The sequence below is a fragment of the Streptomyces sp. NPDC025618 genome (assembly GCF_055558795.1).
Genome location: NZ_JBVHLW010000005.1, coordinates 93,875 through 113,390 on the forward strand (window position 1 = coordinate 93,875; position 19,516 = coordinate 113,390).

The 19,516-nt window shown below is 72.6% G+C and carries 16 protein-coding genes; 5 read left to right on the top strand and 11 right to left on the bottom strand.

Features of this window, described 5'->3' with window-relative positions; genetic code table 11:
- Window positions 1-51 precede the first annotated feature (51 nt).
- A complete protein-coding gene (locus ACZ4A5_RS07430; protein WP_467579383.1) occupies window positions 52-2,307 on the bottom strand; it encodes a serine/threonine-protein kinase in 2,256 nt (751 codons plus the stop codon).
- Window positions 2,289-3,221, bottom strand: coding sequence for an oxygenase MpaB family protein (locus tag ACZ4A5_RS07435; protein WP_467579386.1), 933 nt, complete (start codon window positions 3,219-3,221; stop codon window positions 2,289-2,291). Before ACZ4A5_RS07435 ends, ACZ4A5_RS07430 begins: the two co-directional genes overlap by 19 nt.
- A gap of 245 nt (window positions 3,222-3,466) precedes the next feature.
- Here ACZ4A5_RS07435 and ACZ4A5_RS07440 point away from each other — a divergent pair, with 245 nt between their 5' ends.
- Window positions 3,467-4,804: a PP2C family protein-serine/threonine phosphatase gene (locus ACZ4A5_RS07440; RefSeq protein ID WP_467579389.1), complete on the top strand. Its 1,338-nt coding sequence runs from the start codon at window positions 3,467-3,469 to the stop codon at window positions 4,802-4,804.
- Between the two features lie 241 nt (window positions 4,805-5,045).
- Here the strand turns inward: ACZ4A5_RS07440 and ACZ4A5_RS07445 are convergent, their stop codons facing one another.
- Together ACZ4A5_RS07445 and ACZ4A5_RS07450 are read right to left on the bottom strand one after the other, a co-directional pair.
- Complete coding sequence (locus tag ACZ4A5_RS07445) at window positions 5,046-6,233, bottom strand: acyl-CoA dehydrogenase family protein (protein WP_467579392.1); 1,188 nt, start codon at window positions 6,231-6,233, stop codon at window positions 5,046-5,048.
- A gap of 161 nt (window positions 6,234-6,394) precedes the next feature.
- Window positions 6,395-7,180 (bottom strand): phosphatase PAP2 family protein, encoded by a 786-nt coding sequence (locus ACZ4A5_RS07450; protein WP_467579395.1) that lies wholly within the window; start codon window positions 7,178-7,180, stop codon window positions 6,395-6,397.
- Between ACZ4A5_RS07450 and ACZ4A5_RS07455 the strand changes: the two genes are divergently transcribed.
- A complete protein-coding gene (locus tag ACZ4A5_RS07455; RefSeq protein WP_467579732.1) occupies window positions 7,179-8,093 on the top strand; it encodes a TetR/AcrR family transcriptional regulator in 915 nt (304 codons plus the stop codon). The genes ACZ4A5_RS07450 and ACZ4A5_RS07455 overlap by 2 nt on opposite strands.
- Here ACZ4A5_RS07455 and ACZ4A5_RS07460 read toward each other — a convergent pair.
- A complete protein-coding gene (locus ACZ4A5_RS07460; RefSeq protein ID WP_467579398.1) occupies window positions 8,033-8,719 on the bottom strand; it encodes a maleylpyruvate isomerase family mycothiol-dependent enzyme in 687 nt (228 codons plus the stop codon). The genes ACZ4A5_RS07455 and ACZ4A5_RS07460 overlap by 61 nt on opposite strands.
- Before the next feature lie 194 nt (window positions 8,720-8,913).
- Between ACZ4A5_RS07460 and ACZ4A5_RS07465 the strand changes: the two genes are divergently transcribed.
- Window positions 8,914-10,113, top strand: coding sequence for a serine hydrolase domain-containing protein (locus tag ACZ4A5_RS07465; RefSeq protein ID WP_467579401.1), 1,200 nt, complete (start codon window positions 8,914-8,916; stop codon window positions 10,111-10,113).
- 67 nt (window positions 10,114-10,180) lie between these two features.
- Here ACZ4A5_RS07465 and ACZ4A5_RS07470 read toward each other — a convergent pair whose 3' ends face one another.
- On the bottom strand, window positions 10,181-11,737 hold the full coding sequence (locus tag ACZ4A5_RS07470) for a phospholipase D-like domain-containing protein (protein ID WP_467579404.1): 1,557 nt from the start codon (window positions 11,735-11,737) through the stop codon (window positions 10,181-10,183).
- A gap of 415 nt (window positions 11,738-12,152) precedes the next feature.
- Here ACZ4A5_RS07470 and ACZ4A5_RS07475 point away from each other — a divergent pair, with 415 nt between their 5' ends.
- Together ACZ4A5_RS07475 and ACZ4A5_RS07480 are read left to right on the top strand one after the other, a co-directional pair.
- Window positions 12,153-13,184, top strand: coding sequence for a tetratricopeptide repeat protein (locus ACZ4A5_RS07475; protein ID WP_467579734.1), 1,032 nt, complete (start codon window positions 12,153-12,155; stop codon window positions 13,182-13,184).
- A 65-nt stretch (window positions 13,185-13,249) separates the two neighbouring features.
- Entirely contained in the window at window positions 13,250-14,299 is a 1,050-nt protein-coding gene (locus tag ACZ4A5_RS07480) for a polyprenyl synthetase family protein (RefSeq protein WP_467579406.1), read from the top strand.
- Between the two features lie 308 nt (window positions 14,300-14,607).
- Here the strand turns inward: ACZ4A5_RS07480 and ACZ4A5_RS07485 are convergent, their stop codons facing one another.
- The 5 genes from ACZ4A5_RS07485 to ACZ4A5_RS07505 form a co-directional block, all read right to left on the bottom strand.
- On the bottom strand, window positions 14,608-16,164 hold the full coding sequence (locus tag ACZ4A5_RS07485) for an alpha/beta hydrolase (protein ID WP_467579408.1): 1,557 nt from the start codon (window positions 16,162-16,164) through the stop codon (window positions 14,608-14,610).
- A gap of 125 nt (window positions 16,165-16,289) precedes the next feature.
- The gene (locus ACZ4A5_RS07490) at window positions 16,290-17,423 is read right to left on the bottom strand and encodes an alpha/beta hydrolase family protein (protein ID WP_467579411.1); all 1,134 of its coding nucleotides are present in this window, start codon (window positions 17,421-17,423) and stop codon (window positions 16,290-16,292) included.
- 151 nt (window positions 17,424-17,574) lie between these two features.
- Window positions 17,575-18,510 (bottom strand): hydroxymethylbilane synthase, encoded by a 936-nt coding sequence (hemC, locus tag ACZ4A5_RS07495; protein WP_467579414.1) that lies wholly within the window; start codon window positions 18,508-18,510, stop codon window positions 17,575-17,577.
- A 243-nt stretch (window positions 18,511-18,753) separates the two neighbouring features.
- Window positions 18,754-19,200 carry a cupin domain-containing protein gene (locus ACZ4A5_RS07500; RefSeq protein ID WP_467579417.1) on the bottom strand — a complete coding sequence of 149 codons (447 nt, stop codon included), beginning with the start codon at window positions 19,198-19,200 and terminating at the stop codon, window positions 18,754-18,756.
- An 86-nt stretch (window positions 19,201-19,286) separates the two neighbouring features.
- Window positions 19,287-19,502 (bottom strand): hypothetical protein, encoded by a 216-nt coding sequence (locus tag ACZ4A5_RS07505; protein ID WP_467579420.1) that lies wholly within the window; start codon window positions 19,500-19,502, stop codon window positions 19,287-19,289.
- Window positions 19,503-19,516 lie beyond the last annotated feature (14 nt).

The following is a 19,516-nucleotide window of genomic DNA, read 5'->3' on the forward strand; positions in this document are numbered from 1 at the left end:
GGGGGCCGGGCGAGGGAAGAGTTTTTCTGACGCAACGTCAGATTATTGCGTTCATCTCCGGTACGGCGCCCCGCGGGTGGCCCGCGTCCGGCGCAGCGCGGCGACCTGGCGGTGGAGCTCGACGGCCTCGGTGGAGCGGCCGAGCTGCTCCAGGCAGTGGGCCTCGTCGCCGCGGCTGGCCAGGGCGTCGGGGTGCTCGGCGCCCAGCACCCGCTGGCGGGCCTGGGCCACCTCGCGGTAGCGGGCGAGCGCCTCGGTCCAGCGGCCGAGCCAGCCGAGGGCGACCGCGACCTCCCGGCAGCTGACGAGGGTTTCGGGGTGGTCGGCGCCCAGCACCCGCTCGCGGATCGCGCGCACGCCGCGCGCCTCGGCGAGCGCCTCCTCCCAGCGGCCGAGCCGGCCGAGATTGACGCCGAGGCAGTGCCGGGCCCGCAGGGTGTCGGGGTGCTCCCGGCCCTGGGCCTGGGTGCGCTCGTCCACGAGGTCGCGGAAGAGCCGGAGCGCCTCCGCGCTGCGGCCGAGCCGGCCGAGGCAGATGCCGGCCTCGTAGCGGGCGGCGAGCGTGTCGGGGTGGTCGGCGCCGAGCGCGCGCTGCCGGGCGGCGGCCACCTCGCGGTAGGTCCGCAGCGCGTCGGTCCAGCGGCCCAGCTGGCCGAGGGCGTAGCCGACCTCGTAGCGGGTGACGAGGGTGTCCGGGTGGCTCGCGCCCAGGACGCGGGCGCGGGCGTCGGCGACCTCGCGCGCCATGCCGTACGACTCCTCCAGCCGCCCCAGCCGGCCCAGGTTGAAGGCGAGGTTGTGGCGGCAGCGGAGGGTGTCGGGGTGCTCGGGGCCCATGGTGCGGTCGCGGGCGGCGAGCACGGCGGCGTAGACCTCGTGGGCCTCGGCGTACCGGCCGAGCTGCCCGAGCACGTACGCGGTCTCCTGGCGGGCGGCGAGCGTGTCCGGGTGGTCGGCGCCCAGGACGCGTTCGCGGCCGGCCGCGGCGCGGGCGTACTCGCGCAGCGCGTCGGCGGGGCGGCCCTGCCGGCTGAGGGTGAAGGCGGCCTCGTAGCGGCTGGCGAGGGTGTCGGGGTGGTCGGCGCCGAGGGCGCGTTCGCGCTCGGCGGCCACCTCGCGGTGCGCCTCGCCGGACTCCGTCCAGCGGCCCAGCCTGCCGAGCCGCAGCGCCTCCTGATGGCGCCTCGCGAGGCCGGCCACGGCCTCCGGGGACGGCGGCGCGGTCTCCGCGGGGCGCGCCGCGGCGGGCCCGGTCCAGGCGCCGGTGAGCGAGGCGGCCGGGTCGGGCGGCGGCAAGGGCAGGACGCCGGGGCCGGTCGCCTTGGAACCGGTGGTCATGTTCCGGGCCCAGTGCGGGAGCCGGGGCGGTTCGGGCAGGCGTACGGAGGCGCGCAGGGGGCGTGGGCGGGCTTCGGGGAGCGTGCGGGGCACGGTGGTGGCGTGCCCGGACAGGGCGAGCTCCAGCAGCCGTTCGTGGAGGACACCGGCGTCGGGCGGCCGGGCGTCGGGGTCCTTGGCGAGCAGGTCGAGGACGACCTCCTCGAACATCTCCGGCAGTTCGGGGCGAATCTCCCGCAGCGGGGTGGGCGGGGTGTCGCGGTGGCCGACGAGGACGGCCCAGGCGTCGTCCATGTCGAAGGGCGGGGCGCCGGTGGCGATCTCGTACAGCACACAGCCCAGGGAGTAGAGGTCGCTGCGGTGGTCGACCTGGCCGCCGCCGATCTGCTCGGGCGACATGTAGTGCGGGGTGCCCATGGCGATGCCGGTGCCGGTGAGGCGCGAGGACTGCGCGGAGAAGCCGATGTCGTGCCCGAGGCGGGCGATCCCGAAATCGCATATCTTCACGGCGCCGTCGGTGAGCCGCATGATGTTGGCGGGCTTGAGGTCGCGGTGCACCACGCCCTGCCGGTGGGTGTACGCGAGGGCCGCGGCCACCTGCTCGGAGATCCCGACGACCTCGGACACGGGCAGCGGCCGCTGGTCGTTGTCCTCCATGAGCTCGCTGAGGTTGCGGCCGTCGAGCAGCTCCATGACGAGGAAGAGCACGCCGTCGGACTCGCCGAAGTCGTGGATGACGGTGATGCCGCGGTGCTGGAGCCCGGCGGCGAGGCGCGCCTCGCGCCGGAACCGCTCGCGCAGCACGCGGAGATAGGACTGCTCGTGCTGGGGCCCCATCGGTTTGAGGCACTTGACGGCCACCTGGCGGCCGAGTGATTCGTCGCGCGCCCGCCACACCTCGCCCATGCCGCCCCGCCCGATCCGTTCGAGCAGCAGGTACCGGCCCTGGATCAGCCTGGATTCCGCCATCCCTCGCCGCCGCCCCCGTCGCGTCGCTGTGCCTCCCCCGGCCCCTCCAGTATGGCGGCCCGTCTTTGCAGGTTGTAGGAGGAAGGGCGGCTACCGGCGCCCATCCTGCCGACGGCCCGGAGGATGTGTTTGGGCGGGAGTTGCCATCGTACGGTGGCGGGGACGGAGCGCAGGACGGTGCCCGCGCGGCGCAAGCGGCGGGTGACGACGGCAGGAGGCGGGGCCGCGCGCCCGTAGAGCTCGTGCGCGTAAGGAGGGAGCGCCCCGTAGGCGAGGGAGGCCACCGTCCCCCACACGAGGGCGCGCGCGGGTCTGAGCAGGGGGCGTACCGGCGGACGGCGCAGGAAGGCGTCGACCTGACGCGCCTCGGGGGTGAGGGCCAGATGGGGCCGCGCCTTCGCGAAGTACGCCGCCATCGCCTCCGTCGAGGCCGGGACACCGGCGGGGTCGAGGCCCACGAGCCGGGCGGAGGCCCGGTGCTCGTCCAGGAAGGCGTCGGCCTGGGCCGCGGTGAGCGGGATGCCGGAGCGGCGGACGACCTGGAGATAGGAGTCGACCTCGGCGCAGTGCACCCACAGCAGCAGTTCGGGGTCGTCGACGCCGTAGCGCTCGCCGGTGTCCGGGTCGGTGGCCGACAGCCGCCGGTGGATGCCGCGGACGGCCGCGCCCGCGCGCTCGGCGGCCTCCGTGGTGCCGTAGAGGGTGGTGCCCACGAAGTTCGCGGTCCGCCGCAGCCGCCCGAAGGCGTCGGCCTCGGTGAACGCGGCGGAATTCTGGGTGACACCGCGGACCGCGCGCGGGTGCAGCGCCTGGAGCCACAGCGCGCGGATGCCCGCGATCCACATCATCGGGTCACCGTGCAGCTGCCAGGCGACCGAGGCGGGCCCGAAGAGCCCGGGGTCGGCTTGCGGCATGGGCACACCTCCGGTGGTCGGCAGCTCCTCCTATCGACTCCCGCGACTCCTACGATAAGTGCTGCCGCGGCGCCTCAATCCCCCCTGGAACCCGGGCGGTTGTCCGTTCGAGAAGCGGTCGCGAGTGCGTCCGTGACCGCCTTCTCGCGACGGTGACGGAGCGTGTCTCCGACCGCGCCACGGTCACCGTACTGACATGCGGTCATTCCCCACCCCGGAGCGGCCGATTCACTAGTGTCTGAGCGGTGGCGACAAGTGAGACAGACAACGGACACACCCACCGCGACCTCACCGGTCGCCGACCGGCCCTCGACGAGGATCTCGACTGGCTCGGGGAGCAGCTGACCGAATTCGCCCGCACGCAAGAGCGCATGCGCGGATTACTGGGGGCGATACTCGCGGTCAGCGGGGAGCTGGACCTCCCCGTCGTGCTGCGCCGCATCGTGACCACCGCCATGGAGCTGGTCGGGGCCCGCTACGGAGCCCTCGGCGTCCTGGACGAGGAGGGCACCGAGCTCGCCGAGTTCATCCCCGTGGGCCTGACCGAGGAGGAGAGACAGCGGCTGGCGGGGGTGGCTCTCCCGCACGGCCAGGGGCTGCTGGGCCTGCTCATCAGCGACCCGCGGCCCCTGCGGGTCGAGGCGATCCCCGAGCATCGGCAGGCGACGGGGTTCCCGCCCGGCCACCCTCCGATGCGCACGCTCCTCGGGGTCGCCATCACCGTGCGCGGCAAGGTCTACGGCAATCTCTACCTCACCGACCGTGAGGACAGCGGCGCCTTCGACGCCGCCGACGAGGCCGTGGTGATCGCGCTGGCCGGCGCGGCCGGTGTGGCCATCGAGAACGCCCGCCTGTACGGGCAGGTGCGCGCGGGTGCCGAGCAGTTCCAGCGGCTGCTGCTGCCGAGCCTGCCCGACCTCTCCCCCTTCGACTCCTGGGCCCTCTACCAGCCCGCGGCGGACCCGGCGCTGCTCGGCGGCGACTGGTACGACGCGATGGTGCTGCCCGACGGCAGCCGCGTGGTGATCGTCGGTGATGTCGTCGGCCACGACGTGCGGGCCGCCGCCACGATGGCGCAGATCCGCAACATGCTCCGCGCCCTGGCCTTCGACTCCGACGCGCTGCCCAGCGAGTTGCTCAGCCGCCTCGACCGCACCCTGGAGGCCGTCACGGATCCCACGATGGCCACCGTCTGCGTGGCCCGCATCGCACCGTGCGAGGGCGGCTGGTCGCTCCTGTGGAGCAGCGCGGGCCATCCGCCGCCGCTCGTGGTGACCGAGGACGGCGGCGCGCGCTTCCTCGACGCCGACGCCGACGTGCCGATCGGCGTCGACGCCGGTCTCGTCCGCCGCGACCACCGGCACGTGCTGCCGCCGGGAGCGACCGTCCTGCTGTTCACCGACGGCCTGGTCGAGCACCCGGGCCGCGACTTCGACGAGGGCCTGCGCATGATCGCGACCACCGCGGCCGCGCACGCCGACAAGCCCCTGGCCGCCCTGTCCCAGGCCGTGGCGGACGCCCGCCCCGGCGACGGCCACGACGACATGGCGATCCTGGCCCTGCGGACACCGGCGGGGGGTTGAGCGGCCTGGACTCTGCCGATGGCCGCTGCCTCGGTCGCCTGTCATCAGCGGCGGCCGAATGGGCCGCTCAGCGGGGATCCGATCCCGTGTTGAGCGGGATGCGCCAGTATCTTCGAGCACCCGCCTGCCTTCGGGCGAGCGACGACCGGACCATTGAGAGGCTCGTCCGGTTGGGGATGGCCGCCCTGGAGCAGGCCGAGCCGGGGCGTGTGCTCGACACTGTCACCGGACAACAGACGCCTCAGCGCCGCACCCGCGGCATCCCCAGCCCGATCCAGGAGATGATCTCGCGCTGGATCTCGTTGTTGCCGCCGCCGAAGGTGAAGATGACCGCGCTGCGGTAGCCGCGTTCGAGTTCGCCGTGGAGGACCTCGCCCGCCGAGCCCTCCTTGAGGGGACCCGCGGCGGCGAGGATCTCCATCAGCCAGGCGTAGGCGTCGCGGCGTGCCTCGGAGCCGTAGACCTTGGCGGCGGAGGCGTCCTGGGGGGTGAGGGTGCCGCGCTGGAGTGCGTCCACCATCTGCCAGTTGAGGAGCTTCATCGCGTCGAGGCGCAGGTGCGTGCGGGCGAGGCGGCCGCGGACCCAGCCGAGGTCGGCGACGCGGCGGCCGTCGGGCAGCCGGGTGGCCGCGGCCCAGCGCCGGACGTCGCGCAGGGCGCGGATCGCGGTGGCGCCGTGGGCGGCGAGGGTGACGCGCTCGTGGTTGAGCTGGGTGGTGATCAGCCGCCAGCCCTTGTTCTCCTCCCCGACACGGTTGCGGACCGGGACGCGGACGTTCTCGTAGTACCCGGCGGTGGTGCCGTGGGAGGCGAGGGTGTCGATGGGGGTGTACGAGTAGCCGGGGGCGCCGGTCGGCACGAGCAGGATGCTGATGCCGCGGTGAAGCGGTACGCCCTCCTCCACGGGGGCGGTGCGCACGGCGAGCCAGATCCAGTCGGCGGTGTCGCCGTTGGTGGTCCAGATCTTCTGTCCGTTGACGACGTAGTCGTCGCCGTCGCGCACGGCACGGGTCTTCAGCGAGGCGAGGTCGGTGCCCGCGTCGGGCTCGCTGTAGCCGATGGCGAAGTCGATCTCCCCGGAGAGGATCCTCGGCAGGAAGTACGCCTTCTGCTCGGGGGTCCCGTACTGCATGATCGTCGGTCCGACGGTGTTGAGCGCCATGAGCGGCAGGGGCACCCCGGCCTGCGCGGCCTCGTCGAAGAAGATGAACTGTTCCATGGGGGTCATCCCGCCGCCCCCGTACTCCTCCGGCCAGCCCACGCCCAGGCGGCCGTCGGCGCCGAGCCGGCGGATGGTGTCGCGGTAGAAGCGCTTCTGCCGGGCGGGGTCGGTGTGCCGGGCGTAGGCGTTGTCGGGGACGAGGCCGGCGAAGTAGTCCCGCAGTTCGGCGCGGAGGCGCCGCTGCTCCGGTGTGTGGTCGAGGTCCATGGGCCCTCCGTAGGGTCGCGCCGTCGCCGCGGGTGACGGCGCACACACTAGAACCCGTTGCAGAAATCCGGAAGGCGCGGGAACGACGGCGGGCCGGTCGCCACTGGCGACCGGCCCGCTCGTTCCGCTGAAGGCGGAGGCATCGGCTGAGGGTGAGGGCGTCAGCGCCCCGCGTGCTTGCGGTGGCGTCCGCCGGTGGGCGCGGAGCCGCTGCCCGCGGCCCGCCTGCGCCCGCTCGGCACACTCCCGTGGACGTGCGACGCCGCGTCCCGCTCGTCCAGTTCACGAGAGAGTCCGAAGCGCTCCATCAGCGGCAGCCGGTGCAGCTGGGGCAGCACCCAGGCGTGCCAGACGCCGGTCACGAAGAAGATCGCGGAACCGGCGATCAGCACCGAGCCGAGGGTGTCCGTGGGGTAGTGGGCGCCGACGTACATCCGGGAGAAGGCGACGAGCAGCACCGCGAGGACGCCGCAGACCAGGACGGTCCGGCGGTGACGGGTCTCACGGAGGAGGAAGTACGCGGCGACCACCACGGCGACGGTGAAGGCGGTGTGGCCGCTGGGGAAGCTGTTGGAGCCGATCTCGGGGTCGAGCATGAACTCCCGGGGCGGCCGGGGGCGGGCCACGATCGCCTTGGCCAGCTGCGTGCTGTTCCAGCCGACCGCGACGACGAGGAAGGTGGCCACCGCGCGCATCGGCCGCCGCCGCACGAACAGCAGCCAGCCGCTCCAGACCGCGAGGATCACGACTCCGGCCACCGGAGAGGCCAGATAGCTGACCCCCTCCATCGTGTGATTCAGCCAGCCGGTGCGGAGCGTCTGGATCGTGCGGTCCAGCTTGAGATCGTGCGGCTGGATCAGGTGGGTGTGCGCGGCGACCAGTCCCAGCGTGATCGCGAGCGCGAACAGCAGGATGGAGTTGCGCAACCAGTGGCGCACGTACGGCATGGGTGGGGCGTCCTTTGTATCGGTAGGGCGGTACCGGCACGGCAGTACACGCGCAGGTGACGAGCGCAATGCCGCGCAGGTCCTCGGCACGGCTGTACGCAAAGCTACACGCGCGGCCCGCGCGGCCCGCTCCGCTTCCCCCGCCGGACCCCCACGGCGCGACGGCGCGTTACCGTACGCATACGGAAACAGTATCCTCGGACGCCTGCGAAGATCCGGAACGCTCACGCGGCACCCTCGCGCCCGCGGTGGCGGCGGACCCGGCGGCACGCGTACGAAAGAGGGCAGAACACTGACCGGCAGCACACCCGAACGCCCGAAGCGGGGACGGCCGTCCCGGCTGTCGCGCGAGCACATCGTCAGCGCCGCCTACGAGATCATCCTCAAGGAGGGCGCGGAGAACCTGACGATGCGCCGGCTGGCCGGTGCGCTGGGGAGCACGGCGATGGCGGTCTATCACCATGTGCGGGACAAGGACGAGTTGCTCACACTGACCCTGGAGCACGCGGCCCGCACGCTGCCGCGGCCGGAGCTTCCGGAGGAACCGCGGGAGCGGCTGGCCGCGGTCTGCGGGCTGATGCACCAGGCGTTCGTGAGCAACCCGTGGGTGGTGCCCATCGTGGCGCGCGGGGAGCCCGCGGGCCTGCCCGCGGCGTGGATGACGGAGGAGATCGTCGCCGCGCTCGTCGGCTGCGGGCTCAGCCGGGAGCGGGCGGTCGAGGCGCACCGGACGATCTGGTACTACACGACCGGGCAGATCCTCGCGACCGTGCCACGGCCGGGCGGGCCGCCGCAGGAAAGCCGGGGCACGGCCGACGGCGAGCGCCCGGCCGAGGCCGAGGGGCGGCACGGCTATCTGCGAGGGGTGCGGCACATCCTCGACGGGGTGCTCCCGGCGCCCGGCGCCCACTGAACGCGCCTGCGCAGCTCTTCCGCCCCCGCCCCCGACAGCCGGTCGAGGGCGGCCGGGCGGCCGGTGAGGAGCAGCAGGATCGCGCCGATCGGGCCCTCCACCTCGTGGCCCTCCCCCGCGGCCCATTCGGTGTCGGTCGCGGCGAAGCGCAGGCCCCAGAAATTCTTCCGGGCGTGGAAGGGAAAGCCGGTCGTCCAGACGCGGGTGGCGGCGACGGCCGCCGCCTGTGGCGGCATCTCGCGCGGCCTGCCCAGCGGCAGCGCGATGTCCTGGCCGTGCACGAGGACGTCAAGGAGTGGCTCCAGGTGGCTCGTCCCGACGGCGTGGCGGCGGGATCCGGCCGACTCCCGGATCTCGGCGGCCAGCGCCGCGGTGGGCCGCCGCGCGGCGTAGCGCCGGGCGGTGTCGCGCACCATGCGGTGGAAGCTGCCCCGCGCCCGCACGAGAGCGAGCAGAGTGGCGCCGGGGCCGGTGCGCGACAGGGCGAGGTGGGCGGCGACGTCACGTACGCGCCAGCCCTCACAGAGGGACGGCCGCTCCCACTCCTCGTCGGAGAGCCGGTCCAGCAGGTCGGCGAGGCTCCGGCGCTCGGCGCCGGTCGTCCGCCAGACCTCTTCGACGTCCATTGCGCTGATCACCCCCGTTCACGCGACGGTATGTCCATTTTAGTCGCCTTCGGGTGCTCCGGAAACTCCTTCACCGACCCACTGGCCGCGCATGGCCGGATTCCGGCCCCGCGGTCAACGCGGCTCAACCGGCCGGGTGTTGGGCGAGTCCTGTCCGGTGCACTTGTCCGTGGGAAAGGGAGGGGACGTAGAGCATGAAGGTACGCACGATCCACAGAGTGCTGGTGGGGGCGCTGGCCACCGCCGCGGTGACCGCGACCGCCCTCACCGCGCCCGCCTCGGCCGCGGGCCGGGGCACCGGCCCGCACGCCGCCACGCGCACCGCGATGGAGGCCCAGGTGCGGGCCGGGGTGCCGGGGGTGCTGGGGCGGAGCGTGGGAGAGGACGGCGTCTGGCAGGGGTCCGCGGGGGTCGCGGACCTCACCACGCGCCGGCCGCGCGCGGCGGAGGACCGCTTCCGGGTCGGCAGCATCACCAAGGCGTTCACCTCCGTCACCCTCCTCCAGCAGGAGGCCGAGGGCAGGATCCGGCTCGACGACACGGTCGACCGCTGGCTGCCCGGCGTGGTCCGGGGGCACGGCCACGACGGGCGGGACATCACGGTCCGTCAGCTCCTCAACCACACCAGCGGGATCTTCAACTACACCGAGGACGCGGGCGTCCGGAAGGACCTCACCTCGGGCTTCTACGAGCACCGGTTCGACACCCACACCCCGCGTCAGCTCGTGGACATCGCCATGGCCCACGCGCCCGACTTCCGGCCCGGTGCGGGCTGGCACTACTCCAACACCAACTACGTCCTCGCCGGCATGATCGTGGAGAAGGTGTCCGGCCGCTCGTACGCCTCCGAGGTCACCCGGCGCGTCCTCAAGCCCGCCGGCCTGCGGGCCACCACCCTGCCGGGCACCTCGCCGTGGATGCCTGACCCGCACGGAAGGGCGTACGGGAAGCTGGACAGCGCCCCGGACGCGAAGATCCACGACGTCACGGTCTTCAACCCGTCGTGGGCGTACGCGGCGGGCGAGATCGTCTCCACGACGGGTGACCTCAACCGCTTCTACCACGCGCTGCTCGGCGGCGAGCTCCTCCCGGAGCGCCAGCAGCGGGAGTTGCTGACCACGGTGCCGACCGGCGGGAAGGACCCGCGGATGGCGTACGGCCTCGGTGTCCTCACCGCGACGCTGTCGTGCGGGGTGAAGGTGTGGGGACACGACGGCGGCATCCCCGGATCGGTCTCGGTCGTGTCCTCGACGCCGGACGGACGGCACACCGCGGCGTTCAACTTCAACGCGGACTGGACGGGCGACACCACGGCCCTGATCGAGGCGGAGTACTGCGGCAAGGTGCCCGGCACGGTGTCCTCACCGGGACTGGACGTGAGCCGCTCGCGCTGACCGGAACCACGAAGGCTCCCGCCGGAGGTCGGTCCTCCGGCGGGAGCCTTCGCGCGTACGGGCCCGATCAGCCCTGGCAGACGCCGCGCTCGTAGTCGAACGTGGCGGTCGCCTTCGAGAACTGCCACTGCGGGGCGAGCAGCTTGGTGTCGAGCTGCTTGGCCGCCTCCGGGCTCTCCACGATGTACCCGAAGTCCTGGAGCCAGGACGGGTAGAGGTTCTTGGAACCGATGTAGAAGGCGGAGTCGTCCACGGAGACCAGCTTGTGGTGCTGCGCGTACGGATGCCCGTCGGCCCACTTGGCGCTGTCGGAGCTGCGGGCGGTGGCGAGCTGGAGGTTGCCGCACATCGCCGCCTTGGCGCCCTGCTGGCCGCCGGTGATCAGCGCCAGGCGGTTGCGCAGCAGATCGCTGATCTCGGACAGCGACTTGATCTGCGAGTAGCCACCGCTGCCGACGGCACCGCGGTTGGCCGGGTCGCTGACCACGATGCGGACCTTCACGCCGGCCGCCATCTTCGCCGCGATGGCGTCGTAGAGGCGGACGTCGTAGCGCGGCAGCGGCGGGCAGGTGGCGTTGAGGTCCTGCTGGGAGATCTCGACGTGCCTCTTCGCGCTGCCGACCAGCGCCCGCAGGGCGCTCTCCTCGGGGTTGACCGTGTCGTAGTCGCGGTCGGCGTTGGTGTTGTCGTGCAGACCCACGACGCACTTGGTGTCCGAGGCGCTCGGCAGGTCCGGGCGGAACGACGAGGAGGAGTCCTTGTCCTTGATGCCGACCCCGAGACCGCCGACGGCGATCACCGGCACCTTGCCCGTGGCGGCGGCCGCCTTGGGGTTGGCGTCCTTCTCCAGCGTCGGCATGCAGCCGGCGCCGTTGGACGAGGCGAACCACACGCTCGCGATGTTGCTCTTGTTCTCGCACGTCCAGGACCAGAGCGTGTCCAGATAGCGGCCCGCCGAGCCGGCGGCGGGGCCGGTCAGCGCGAGGTCGACGTCCGACACCGGGTGGGCCGTGTCGACGTAGTCGCCCTTCCAGCCGTTGATGCCACCGGTGACCGCCGACTCGCCGTCCACGACGAGAAGCTTGGAGTGGTTCCACGAGAACGCGGTCTTCGACGTGGTCATCGACGCGACATTCAGCGTGACATCACCGGCGGCCTTGCCCAGCTTGGAATTGAGCTCGTCACGGTATTTCGACGGCACCACATTCAAGTGGTAGACGGGAGCGGCGCCGACGAGTATCCGGACCTTCAGCTTGTTGCCGGATTCCGCGGAGGCTTTCAGACCGGCGACGATCGCGTCCTGGAACGCGCCGTCGGGGAAGGGCGCGAGCGTGGATATGTCGACCGTGCGCTTCGCCTTGGAGATGTTCTCGGTCATCTTGGCGAGCAGCCGCTTCGTACCGGGGCGCTCGGCGCACTTGTCGTCGCCCCAGCAGCCGGGGGTCTGCAGCAGCCAGTCCGTCGGGTCGGCGGCGGAGGCGTCCAGCTTGTTACCGCTGGTGCGCTCCCATACGTCGCCTTCGAGCCCCGGCGAGACCTGACGCAGCGTCTGCTCCACGGCGTCGAGGTGCGGGGTGCCCGAGCCGTCGGCGGAATCCGCCAGGGCCGGCGCTGCGGGCAGCACGGCGAGCGCTATGGCCGAGGCCGCCGCACTTCCTGCGAGACGGTTTAAACGGCGGAGCCGGTGGCGAGCCAATTTCGCATCCTTATCGAGGTGTCAAGTGGGTAACGCCCTGAATTTATCAGGGCCGAGGGAGTGCGCCGTCACTCGGCCGAAGGGTTCACCACCCCCGTCCGGCTGTCCGGAAAATCGTGCTTACGGGCCTTGACAATCACGGGAATCCCACACCGGGCGGCTCCGGGTAACCCCGAGAGCCCTCAGGGGCATTCGTACATCTCGCGTATGACCCGGCGCCCGGCCACCGGTCTTCGGATGTACGGCACACGGGCTCCTGGTCGGATGCCGGGCCGCCCTCCCCCGCCATAGCTTCTTGATCAGCGGCTGACCCGCCGTCGATCGACCCGAAGTGAGGCACACCATGTACGGCAAGGCATTCGCACCCGAATACCGGGGCTCGCTGGGTGATCTCTCGGTGAACGCCTCGCTGGAGGAGGTCCTGGAGACGGCCCTGACCAGACGCCGGGAGGCCGAACTCGGCGACGAGGCACTGGAGTCGGCGCACGCCGGGCTCGCCGTCGCCGAGGCGTACCGGCGGCTGGGCCGCGTCGCGGAGGCGGAGGCCGCGTGGAAGGCCAGCTACCGCGCGGCGCGGCGGGCCGGGGACCGCGGGGCGATGGCCTGGGCGGTGTGGAGCGGCGGAACCCTCGCCCGGCAGCGCGGCGCGCTCGCCCTGGCCTGGCGGTGGCTCTCCCTGGCCGCCGAACTCGCCGAGCAGGGCGGGGACATCGTGGCCCGCGGCTACTCCCTCGCCGGCCTCGCCGAGACGGGGCGGATACAGGGCGACTACCAGGCCGTCGGCGAACTGCACGAGAAGCTGCTCGCCGAGGCCAGACGGCGCGGCGAGGCCCGGCACACGGTGTGGGCGCTGGAGGGCATCGCGCAGATGCACCGCAACACCGGTTCGTACGACACCGCCCTGGCGATGTTCGAGGAAGCGGCCGCGATAGCCGGCGGAGCCGACGACGCCCGCGGCCGCGCCTGGGCCCTGCGGGGCATCGCGGACGTGCTGTCCGTGCGGGGCGAGACCGCGCGGGCCCTGGCGCTGCTGTCCGAGGCGGAGGCCACCTGCCGGCAGATGCGGCTGGTCAGCGCGCTGGCGTACAACCACAAGATGCGCGGCAACGTCCTCTTCCGCGCGGGGCGGTACGCGGAGGCCGAGGTCTGCTACAGCGGTGCCCTGGAGGAGTTCCGGGCCATGGACGAGCCGCGCGGCGCGGCACTCGCCCGGCTGGGGTGGGTCAAGGCCCGGGCCCGGCTGGGCCGCGACGCCGCGGAGACCTCCGCCGACCTCGACGAACTCCACCGCACGCTCGGTGCGATCGGCCTGCTGCACGCGCGGGACATGGTCGAGAAGGCGCGGGCCGAACTGGGCGTCCTGCCCACCAGCTGACGCCGCGGTCCGCACGCGCCCACCCGCACGCGCCAACAGGTCCACCACAGGAGAGAGAAGCCGCCATGACCACGCACGCCGGACCACGGACCACCGCGCCCCAGGCCCTCGCGCGCTGCCGGGCATCCGTCGAACCCGCCCTCAGGGCGGCCGTCGAGAGCCTGCACCCCCAGCCGCGCCGGATGGCGTCGTTCTCGCTCGGCTGGTGCGACGCCGACGGAACGCCGAGCGCGGGCCCCGGCGGCAAGGGGGTGCGGCAGGCACTCGCCGTCCTCGCCACCGAAGCGGCCGGGGCGCCCGCGGAGCAGGGCGTGGCCGCCGCCGTCGCCGTGGAGTTGATCCACACCTTCTCGCTGGTGCACGACGACATCATGGACGGCGACGAGCGGCGGCGGCACCGGGACACGGTGTGGAAGGCGTTCGGCACAGGCGCGGCGGTGCTGACCGGCGACGCGCTCTTCGCCCTCGGGGTGCAGACGCTGGCCAGGGCCGGTGGCTCACACGGAGCCGCGGCCGTGGGCCGGCTCGCCGAGGCCCTGGGCGATCTCGTCCACGGCCAGGCCGACGACCTGCTCTTCGAGTCCCGGCCGTGGACGGGGCCGGGGGCGGTCGGCATAGCCGAGTACCGGGCGATGGCGGACCGCAAGACCGGGGCCCTGCTCGGGTGCGCGATGGCGCTGGGCCCGGTGCTCGCGGGTGCCGCGCCGCCGGTGGTGGGGGCGTTGTCGGAGGCGGGACGGCGGCTGGGGCTGGCGTTCCAGGCGGTCGACGACCTGCTCGGGATCTGGGGCGACCCGCGGACCACGGGCAAGCCCGTCCACAGCGATCTGCGCCGCCGGAAGAAGACGCTGCCCGTGCTGGCCGCGGCGGCTCTGGACAGCACGGCGGCCGAGCGGCTCGCCGGGCTTCTCGGCTCGCCGGAGCCGCTGTCCACGGCGGACGCGGCCGCGGCTTCCGCGATCGTGGAAGCGGCGGGCGGGCGGGAGTTCACGATGGAGGAGGCCCGGCGGCAGGTGGCCGGGGCGTACGACTGCCTTGAGTCGGTGCGGCTGGTGGAGGGGGCGCGGGAGGAGCTCGTGGAATTGTGCGGGTATGTGCTGGAGCGGCGGGTGTGAGAGGGCGGGTTTGTTCCCCTTCCCCGCCCCTTCCCGGCTGCGTCTGATGTGTGGCTCCGCCGCGTGGGGGGCACGCGCGCCCAGGCCCCCGGCCGCGGGTTTCGTTGCCGCCTGCGGCGGAAGCGGTCTGCGGTCGCGTCCTCAAACTCCCCCAGCTACCTCCCCCAGACTCCGTCCGGGGGTGCCCCCAGAGGTGCCCCCAACGGGCGGGATATTCAGCCCGTCCGGCGATTGAGGACAACATGGCGAAGCCGTGTTGCGGACGACACCACCCGCACTCGACCGCCAACTCCAGCCACGAACCCGGCCTACCCCCGCCCCGCCGGCACCGGCAACGCCGCACCCTCGCACGTGATGTCGCGCGCCGGGAGGTTCCCCTTGAGGAGGTAGTCGTCCACGACGGAGTCGACGCACGCGCTCCCGTCCTGGTACTGCCCGTGGTCACCGCCGTCGACCGTGACCAGGCGTGAACCCCGGTACGCGCGGTGCGCTCGCTGCGCGCCCTCGTAGTGGGTCGCCGGGTCGTGGCGGCCGTTGAGCATCAGGATGGGCGGCAGGCCCTTGCCAGTGATCTTGGTCTGCGGCGCCTTGGACTCGGGCCAGTTCGCGCAGACAGCGGTGTAGGTGAGTGCCCGGGCCCCGGCGAGCGGGTACTTCGCGGCGTCCTTGGCCGCGCTCTTCACCCAGTGGCTCGTGTCGCGGTTCCAGGGGGTGTCGCTGCACGTCACCGAGAAGAACTCGGCGAAGAAGTCCGCGCTCGCGGACTGTCCGAACCCCTTGTCGATCATCGCCCGCTCATCGGCGGTCGCCTGGTCCCAGTGGTCGAGGACGGCGAGCGACTGCGCCAGGGCGGGGAAGTTGCTCCCCTTGTAGATCGCCGAGATGACGACGCTGTCGAGCCGGTTGGGGTCGATGACGGCCTTCCCGCCGGCGATCGGCAGCGGGTGGTCGCGCAGCGCGCCGCGCAGCTTCTCGTACTTCGCCCCGGCCTCGGCGGCGGTGCGCCCGAAGTGATAGGTGTCGTCGTACTTCGCGAGCCACGGCAGGAAGTCCTGCTCGAAGCGGCGCTGGAAGCTCAGCGGCTGCCCCTCCTCGTGCTCGGCCCAGGTGGCGGCGGCGTCGATGTTGCTGTCCAGCACGACGCGGTCGAGGCGCTGCGGGAACGCGGTCGCGTAGTAGGCGCCGATCACCGTGGCGTAGGACGGTCCGTAGTAGGAGACCTTCTTCTCGCCGAGCAGCGTGCGGTAGAGGTCCATGTCGTGGACGGTCTGGTCGGTGGTGATGTAGTTCATCAGGTCGCCGCTGCGTGCGCGGCAGCTGTCCACGAACTTGCGGGCGTTGTCCAGTTCGCGCTGCGCGGCGGCGGGCGAGCGGTCCCGGGAGTCGCCGTCGAAGTAGCTCTGGAACTCGGCGTCGGTCTCGCACCGCACCCGCGAGCTCTGCCCGACACCGCGCTGGTCGAAGCTCACCACGTCGTAGGCCGCGCCGAGGGAAGGCGAGTTCTTCACCAGGCTCGCCGGGCGCAGCAGCCCCTGCCCGCCCGGGCCGCCCGCGGCCATCATCAGCACGCCGCGTCGCTTCGCCGCGTCGCTCGCCCGCTGCCGGGACACCGCGATGGTGAGGTCCTCACCCGTGCCGGGGTGGTACCAGTCGCGGGGCACCTTCATCTGCGCGCACTCCAGCGAGCCGCCCGAACCGCAGGGCTGCCACGCGAGCTGCTGCGCGGTGTAGCGCTCCGGTACGGGCGGCGGCCCGGGGGTCCTCGCTGCCGCGGTGGCCGCCGGAAGCACCGCGGCGGCTATCGCCGTCGCCATCGCACCCGTCACGACGGAGCGGGTCAACCGCGACTTCCTGAACTCGAACATCGATCCTCCTGAGGCGTTTTTCCTACGCCTCGAATGCTCGCGCGCGGGAGGGCCGCGATCGATCCCACTGGTATCCGTTGTGGGGGTGGCACCAGCTACACCCCCTGACGGTCGGAGCGGGGGCGCTACTTGAGAAGGTTGACCTCCGGATACGCCGCCGACGGCCGGTCGAGCAGCGGGCTCGGCCTGCCGCGCAGCCGGCGGTCGAGGAAGGCGGCCACATAGTCCCTGGTGAGCGCGGTCGCGCGGGCGGCGTGGAGGGTGCCGAACGAGCCGGGTACGTCCTTCGGCGGGATCTGTGCGGGCATGCCGAAGCGCTCCACGATCCAGGGGACGTCGGTGAAGGTCATGTGGCCGCCGTCGGGCACGTCGAGCCAGCGCTTCCAGCCCGTCAGGTGGCTCCAGTTGCGCTCCCAGTCCCCCCTGGTGGCCTGGGCCCGGTGCGCGCCCATGAGGAGGACGGGCCGGTTCAGGCCCTTGGCGGGCGGCTCGGTGAAGAAGTCACCGTCGAGGTTGACCGCGGCGTCCACGCGCGGGTCGTCGCGCATGACCTGGACCGCACTCGCGCCGCCGATGGAGTGCCCCGCGACGGCGATCCGGTGCCGGTCGACGCGCAGCTCGCTGCGGGGGCCGGTGAGCCGGTCGAGCAGGAACCGGATGTCCTGGGCGCGGTTGCGGACGACGGCGGCCGGGTCCATCTTCTGGCAGATCAGGCAGGGTTCGACGCGACCGCCGGGGAACTCGACCGGCGCCTCGTAGGTGTGGTCGAGCGCGGCGACCGCGTAACCGCGGGAGGCCAGATCCTCGCCGAGCCCGGTGAGGGTCAGGCGGCTCATCCCGAAGCCGGGCGAGAGGACGACCAGCGGCCGGGCCACCGGCGCGGGGCGCGCGCCGGCGACCGCGTGGGTCCGGACACCGGCCAGCGCCTCGCTGCCCAGCATCGCCTTCGACAGGGCGGGCGACATGTACGGCGCCGGGGTCTCCCGGGACGGCAGGGCCGGATACCAGAGCGAGACCATGAGTTCACGGTGGCCCGCGGCGGGCTTCCAGGGATCGGTACGCGAGGTGTCGACCAGGTGCAGGGTCTTCGTGCCCAGCGGCTGCCGCGTCGTCGGCGCGGGCGTCTCGACGGCGGACCTGCCCGGCGCGTCCGCCGCGGCGGCCGGCACGGAGGGCGCGGCGAAGGCCAGCAGGAGCGCGGCCGCCACGAAGGACCGCCGTGATGTCTTCCGGTTCGGAAGAGAGGCTCTTCTCAACATGATCAACACCGTACGGACCCCGGAGCGCCCCGGCCGGACCGGGTCCCGCTGCCCGGAGCGGACCGGGCTCCGGGGCGCGCGGCGCGTGACGAACAGCGAGCCGCGGTCGCGCGAGCGGCGAGCGGCGAGCGGCGAGCGGCGAGCGAGGGTTTCAGTGCGCGATGTTGTCGATCAGCTCACGCGCGCCCTGGCGCAGCAGGGCGACCGCCACCGAGGTGCCGAGTGTGGCGGGGTCGAGGGGCCCGGCCCACTCGTGGGCGTTGAGGACCGTCTTGCCGTCGGGGGTGAACACCCTTGCCCGCAGCGAAAGATCACCGCTGCGTTCGGCCCGCGCGTACCCGGCGATGGGGCTGTTGCAGTGGCCCTGGAGGACGTGGAGGAACATCCGCTCCGCGGTGGCCTCGCGGTAGGTGGCGGGGTCACCGAGACCGCTGACGGTGTCGATGACCGAGGTATCACCCTCGCGGCACTGGAGCGCCAGGACACCCGCGCCGACCGGCGGGCACATCGTGTCGACCGACAGGATCTCGCTGATCACATCGGCGCGGCCGATGCGCTCCAGTCCGGAGACGGCGAGCAGCAGGGCGTCGGCGTCGCCCGCGGCGAGCTTCTCCAGGCGCCTGTTGGCGTTGCCGCGCATCGGTTCGCACTCGAGGTGCGGGTGGGAGGCGGCGAGTTGGGCGGTACGGCGCACGGAGGAGGTGCCGACGCGGGTGCCCGCGGGCAGCTCGTCCAGGGTGAGGCCGCCGGGGTGGACGAGCGCGTCGCGGATGTCGTCGCGCTTGAGGAAGGCAGCGAACATCGTGCCCGCGGGGAGCGGCCGGTCGGCGGGGATGTCCTTGACGCAGTGCACCGCGAGGTCGGCCTCACCGGCGAGGAGGGCGGCGTCGACCTCCTTGGTGAACGCCCCCTTCCCCTCCACCTGCGAGAGGTCACCCATCCATTTGTCGCCGGTCGTTCTGACGGGGACGACGTCGGTACGGATGCCGGGATGGAGCGCGGCCAGCTCGGCCCGGACGCGCTCCACCTGTGCCAGGGCCATGGGTGAGTCGCGGGAGACGATACGGATCAGTTCAGGGGCGGACATGTCGCCCACCATAGACCGTAGGAGGCGCGCGCCGCCGACCGGTCTTGACGGCCATCTGACTGGTGTGGCAAGGGATTTGACGGAGTCGCGCGGACGTACGATGCGATCACCTGTGCGCGAGCCACCGGTCGCATCAGTCACATCGGTCGCGTCGTATCGGTGGCATCAGTCGGCTCGGTGGCATCAGCCGGCCGGAGCTCCGCGCGCCACCACCTGCCTCTCCTCTATCTCTTCTCGGACTGTCTATCTCTTCTCGGAGTCCTCGAAATCCTGGAAGTCGAAGCCCGGGGCCACCACGCACGAGACCAGCACCGGTTCGTCTCCTGCCGGTTCCGCGGACTGCCAGTGGCCTCCGGGGACCAGGAACTGCGGCCGCTCGCCCCGGTCGACCGCGACTCCCAGCACGGCCTCGACGGTCCCGTCCTCGCCCGGGGTCTTCCCCTCCCCTCCCAGCCTGATCCGCAGCGGGCCCCCCGTGTGCCACAGCCAGAGCTCGTCCGACCGCACCCGGTGCCAGCGCGATGTCTCGCCGGGGTGCAGCAGATAGTAGATGCCCGTCGCGTACGCCCTCGGGCCGCCGTATCCGTCGGGGAAGGCTTCGGCCGTGGTCCGCCACGTCTCGCGATACCAGCCGCCCTCGACATGCGCCCGGAGGCCGAGGGCCTCGACGAGCCCGGAGATGTCCGCCATCGTCATCCTTTCTCTGCCACGTCACTTCTCTGCCACGTCACTGTCACGCCCGCCCGGGGGCTCCTTGCCCCCCGCCCCGCCCGGCCTCACTTGTCGGGCTCGCCCTTCACCGAGTCCGAGGCGATCAACACGGCCACGCCCAGCACAGCGAGCACGATGCCCGCGTATATCTCGTACCCCTTGAGGAATCCGATGTAGCGCACGACGCCCCAGAGCCGGAGCCAGCCGGTCCATTCATGGACGATGGTGCTGATGCCCGCGATGAGGAGAGTGGCTCCGACGCCCTCCAGCAATTTCTTCATGACCACGATCCTCC

Bases quoted from the DNA above. Each gene is read 5' to 3' on its own strand.
- ACZ4A5_RS07430 (WP_467579383.1), bottom strand. From the start codon at position 2,307: ATGGCGGAATCCAGGCTGATCCAGGGCCGGTACCTGCTGCTCGAACGG.
- ACZ4A5_RS07435 (WP_467579386.1), bottom strand. From the start codon at position 3,221: ATGCCGCAAGCCGACCCCGGGCTCTTCGGGCCCGCCTCGGTCGCCTGG.
- ACZ4A5_RS07445 (WP_467579392.1), bottom strand. From the start codon at position 6,233: ATGGACCTCGACCACACACCGGAGCAGCGGCGCCTCCGCGCCGAACTG.
- ACZ4A5_RS07455 (WP_467579732.1), top strand. From the start codon at position 7,179: ATGGGTGGGGCGTCCTTTGTATCGGTAGGGCGGTACCGGCACGGCAGT.
- ACZ4A5_RS07450 (WP_467579395.1), bottom strand. From the start codon at position 7,180: ATGCCGTACGTGCGCCACTGGTTGCGCAACTCCATCCTGCTGTTCGCG.
- ACZ4A5_RS07460 (WP_467579398.1), bottom strand. From the start codon at position 8,719: ATGGACGTCGAAGAGGTCTGGCGGACGACCGGCGCCGAGCGCCGGAGC.
- ACZ4A5_RS07465 (WP_467579401.1), top strand. From the start codon at position 8,914: ATGAAGGTACGCACGATCCACAGAGTGCTGGTGGGGGCGCTGGCCACC.
- ACZ4A5_RS07475 (WP_467579734.1), top strand. From the start codon at position 12,153: ATGTACGGCAAGGCATTCGCACCCGAATACCGGGGCTCGCTGGGTGAT.
- ACZ4A5_RS07480 (WP_467579406.1), top strand. From the start codon at position 13,250: ATGACCACGCACGCCGGACCACGGACCACCGCGCCCCAGGCCCTCGCG.
- ACZ4A5_RS07485 (WP_467579408.1), bottom strand. From the start codon at position 16,164: ATGTTCGAGTTCAGGAAGTCGCGGTTGACCCGCTCCGTCGTGACGGGT.
- ACZ4A5_RS07490 (WP_467579411.1), bottom strand. From the start codon at position 17,423: ATGTTGAGAAGAGCCTCTCTTCCGAACCGGAAGACATCACGGCGGTCC.
- hemC (WP_467579414.1), bottom strand. From the start codon at position 18,510: ATGTCCGCCCCTGAACTGATCCGTATCGTCTCCCGCGACTCACCCATG.
- ACZ4A5_RS07500 (WP_467579417.1), bottom strand. From the start codon at position 19,200: ATGGCGGACATCTCCGGGCTCGTCGAGGCCCTCGGCCTCCGGGCGCAT.
- ACZ4A5_RS07505 (WP_467579420.1), bottom strand. From the start codon at position 19,502: ATGAAGAAATTGCTGGAGGGCGTCGGAGCCACTCTCCTCATCGCGGGC.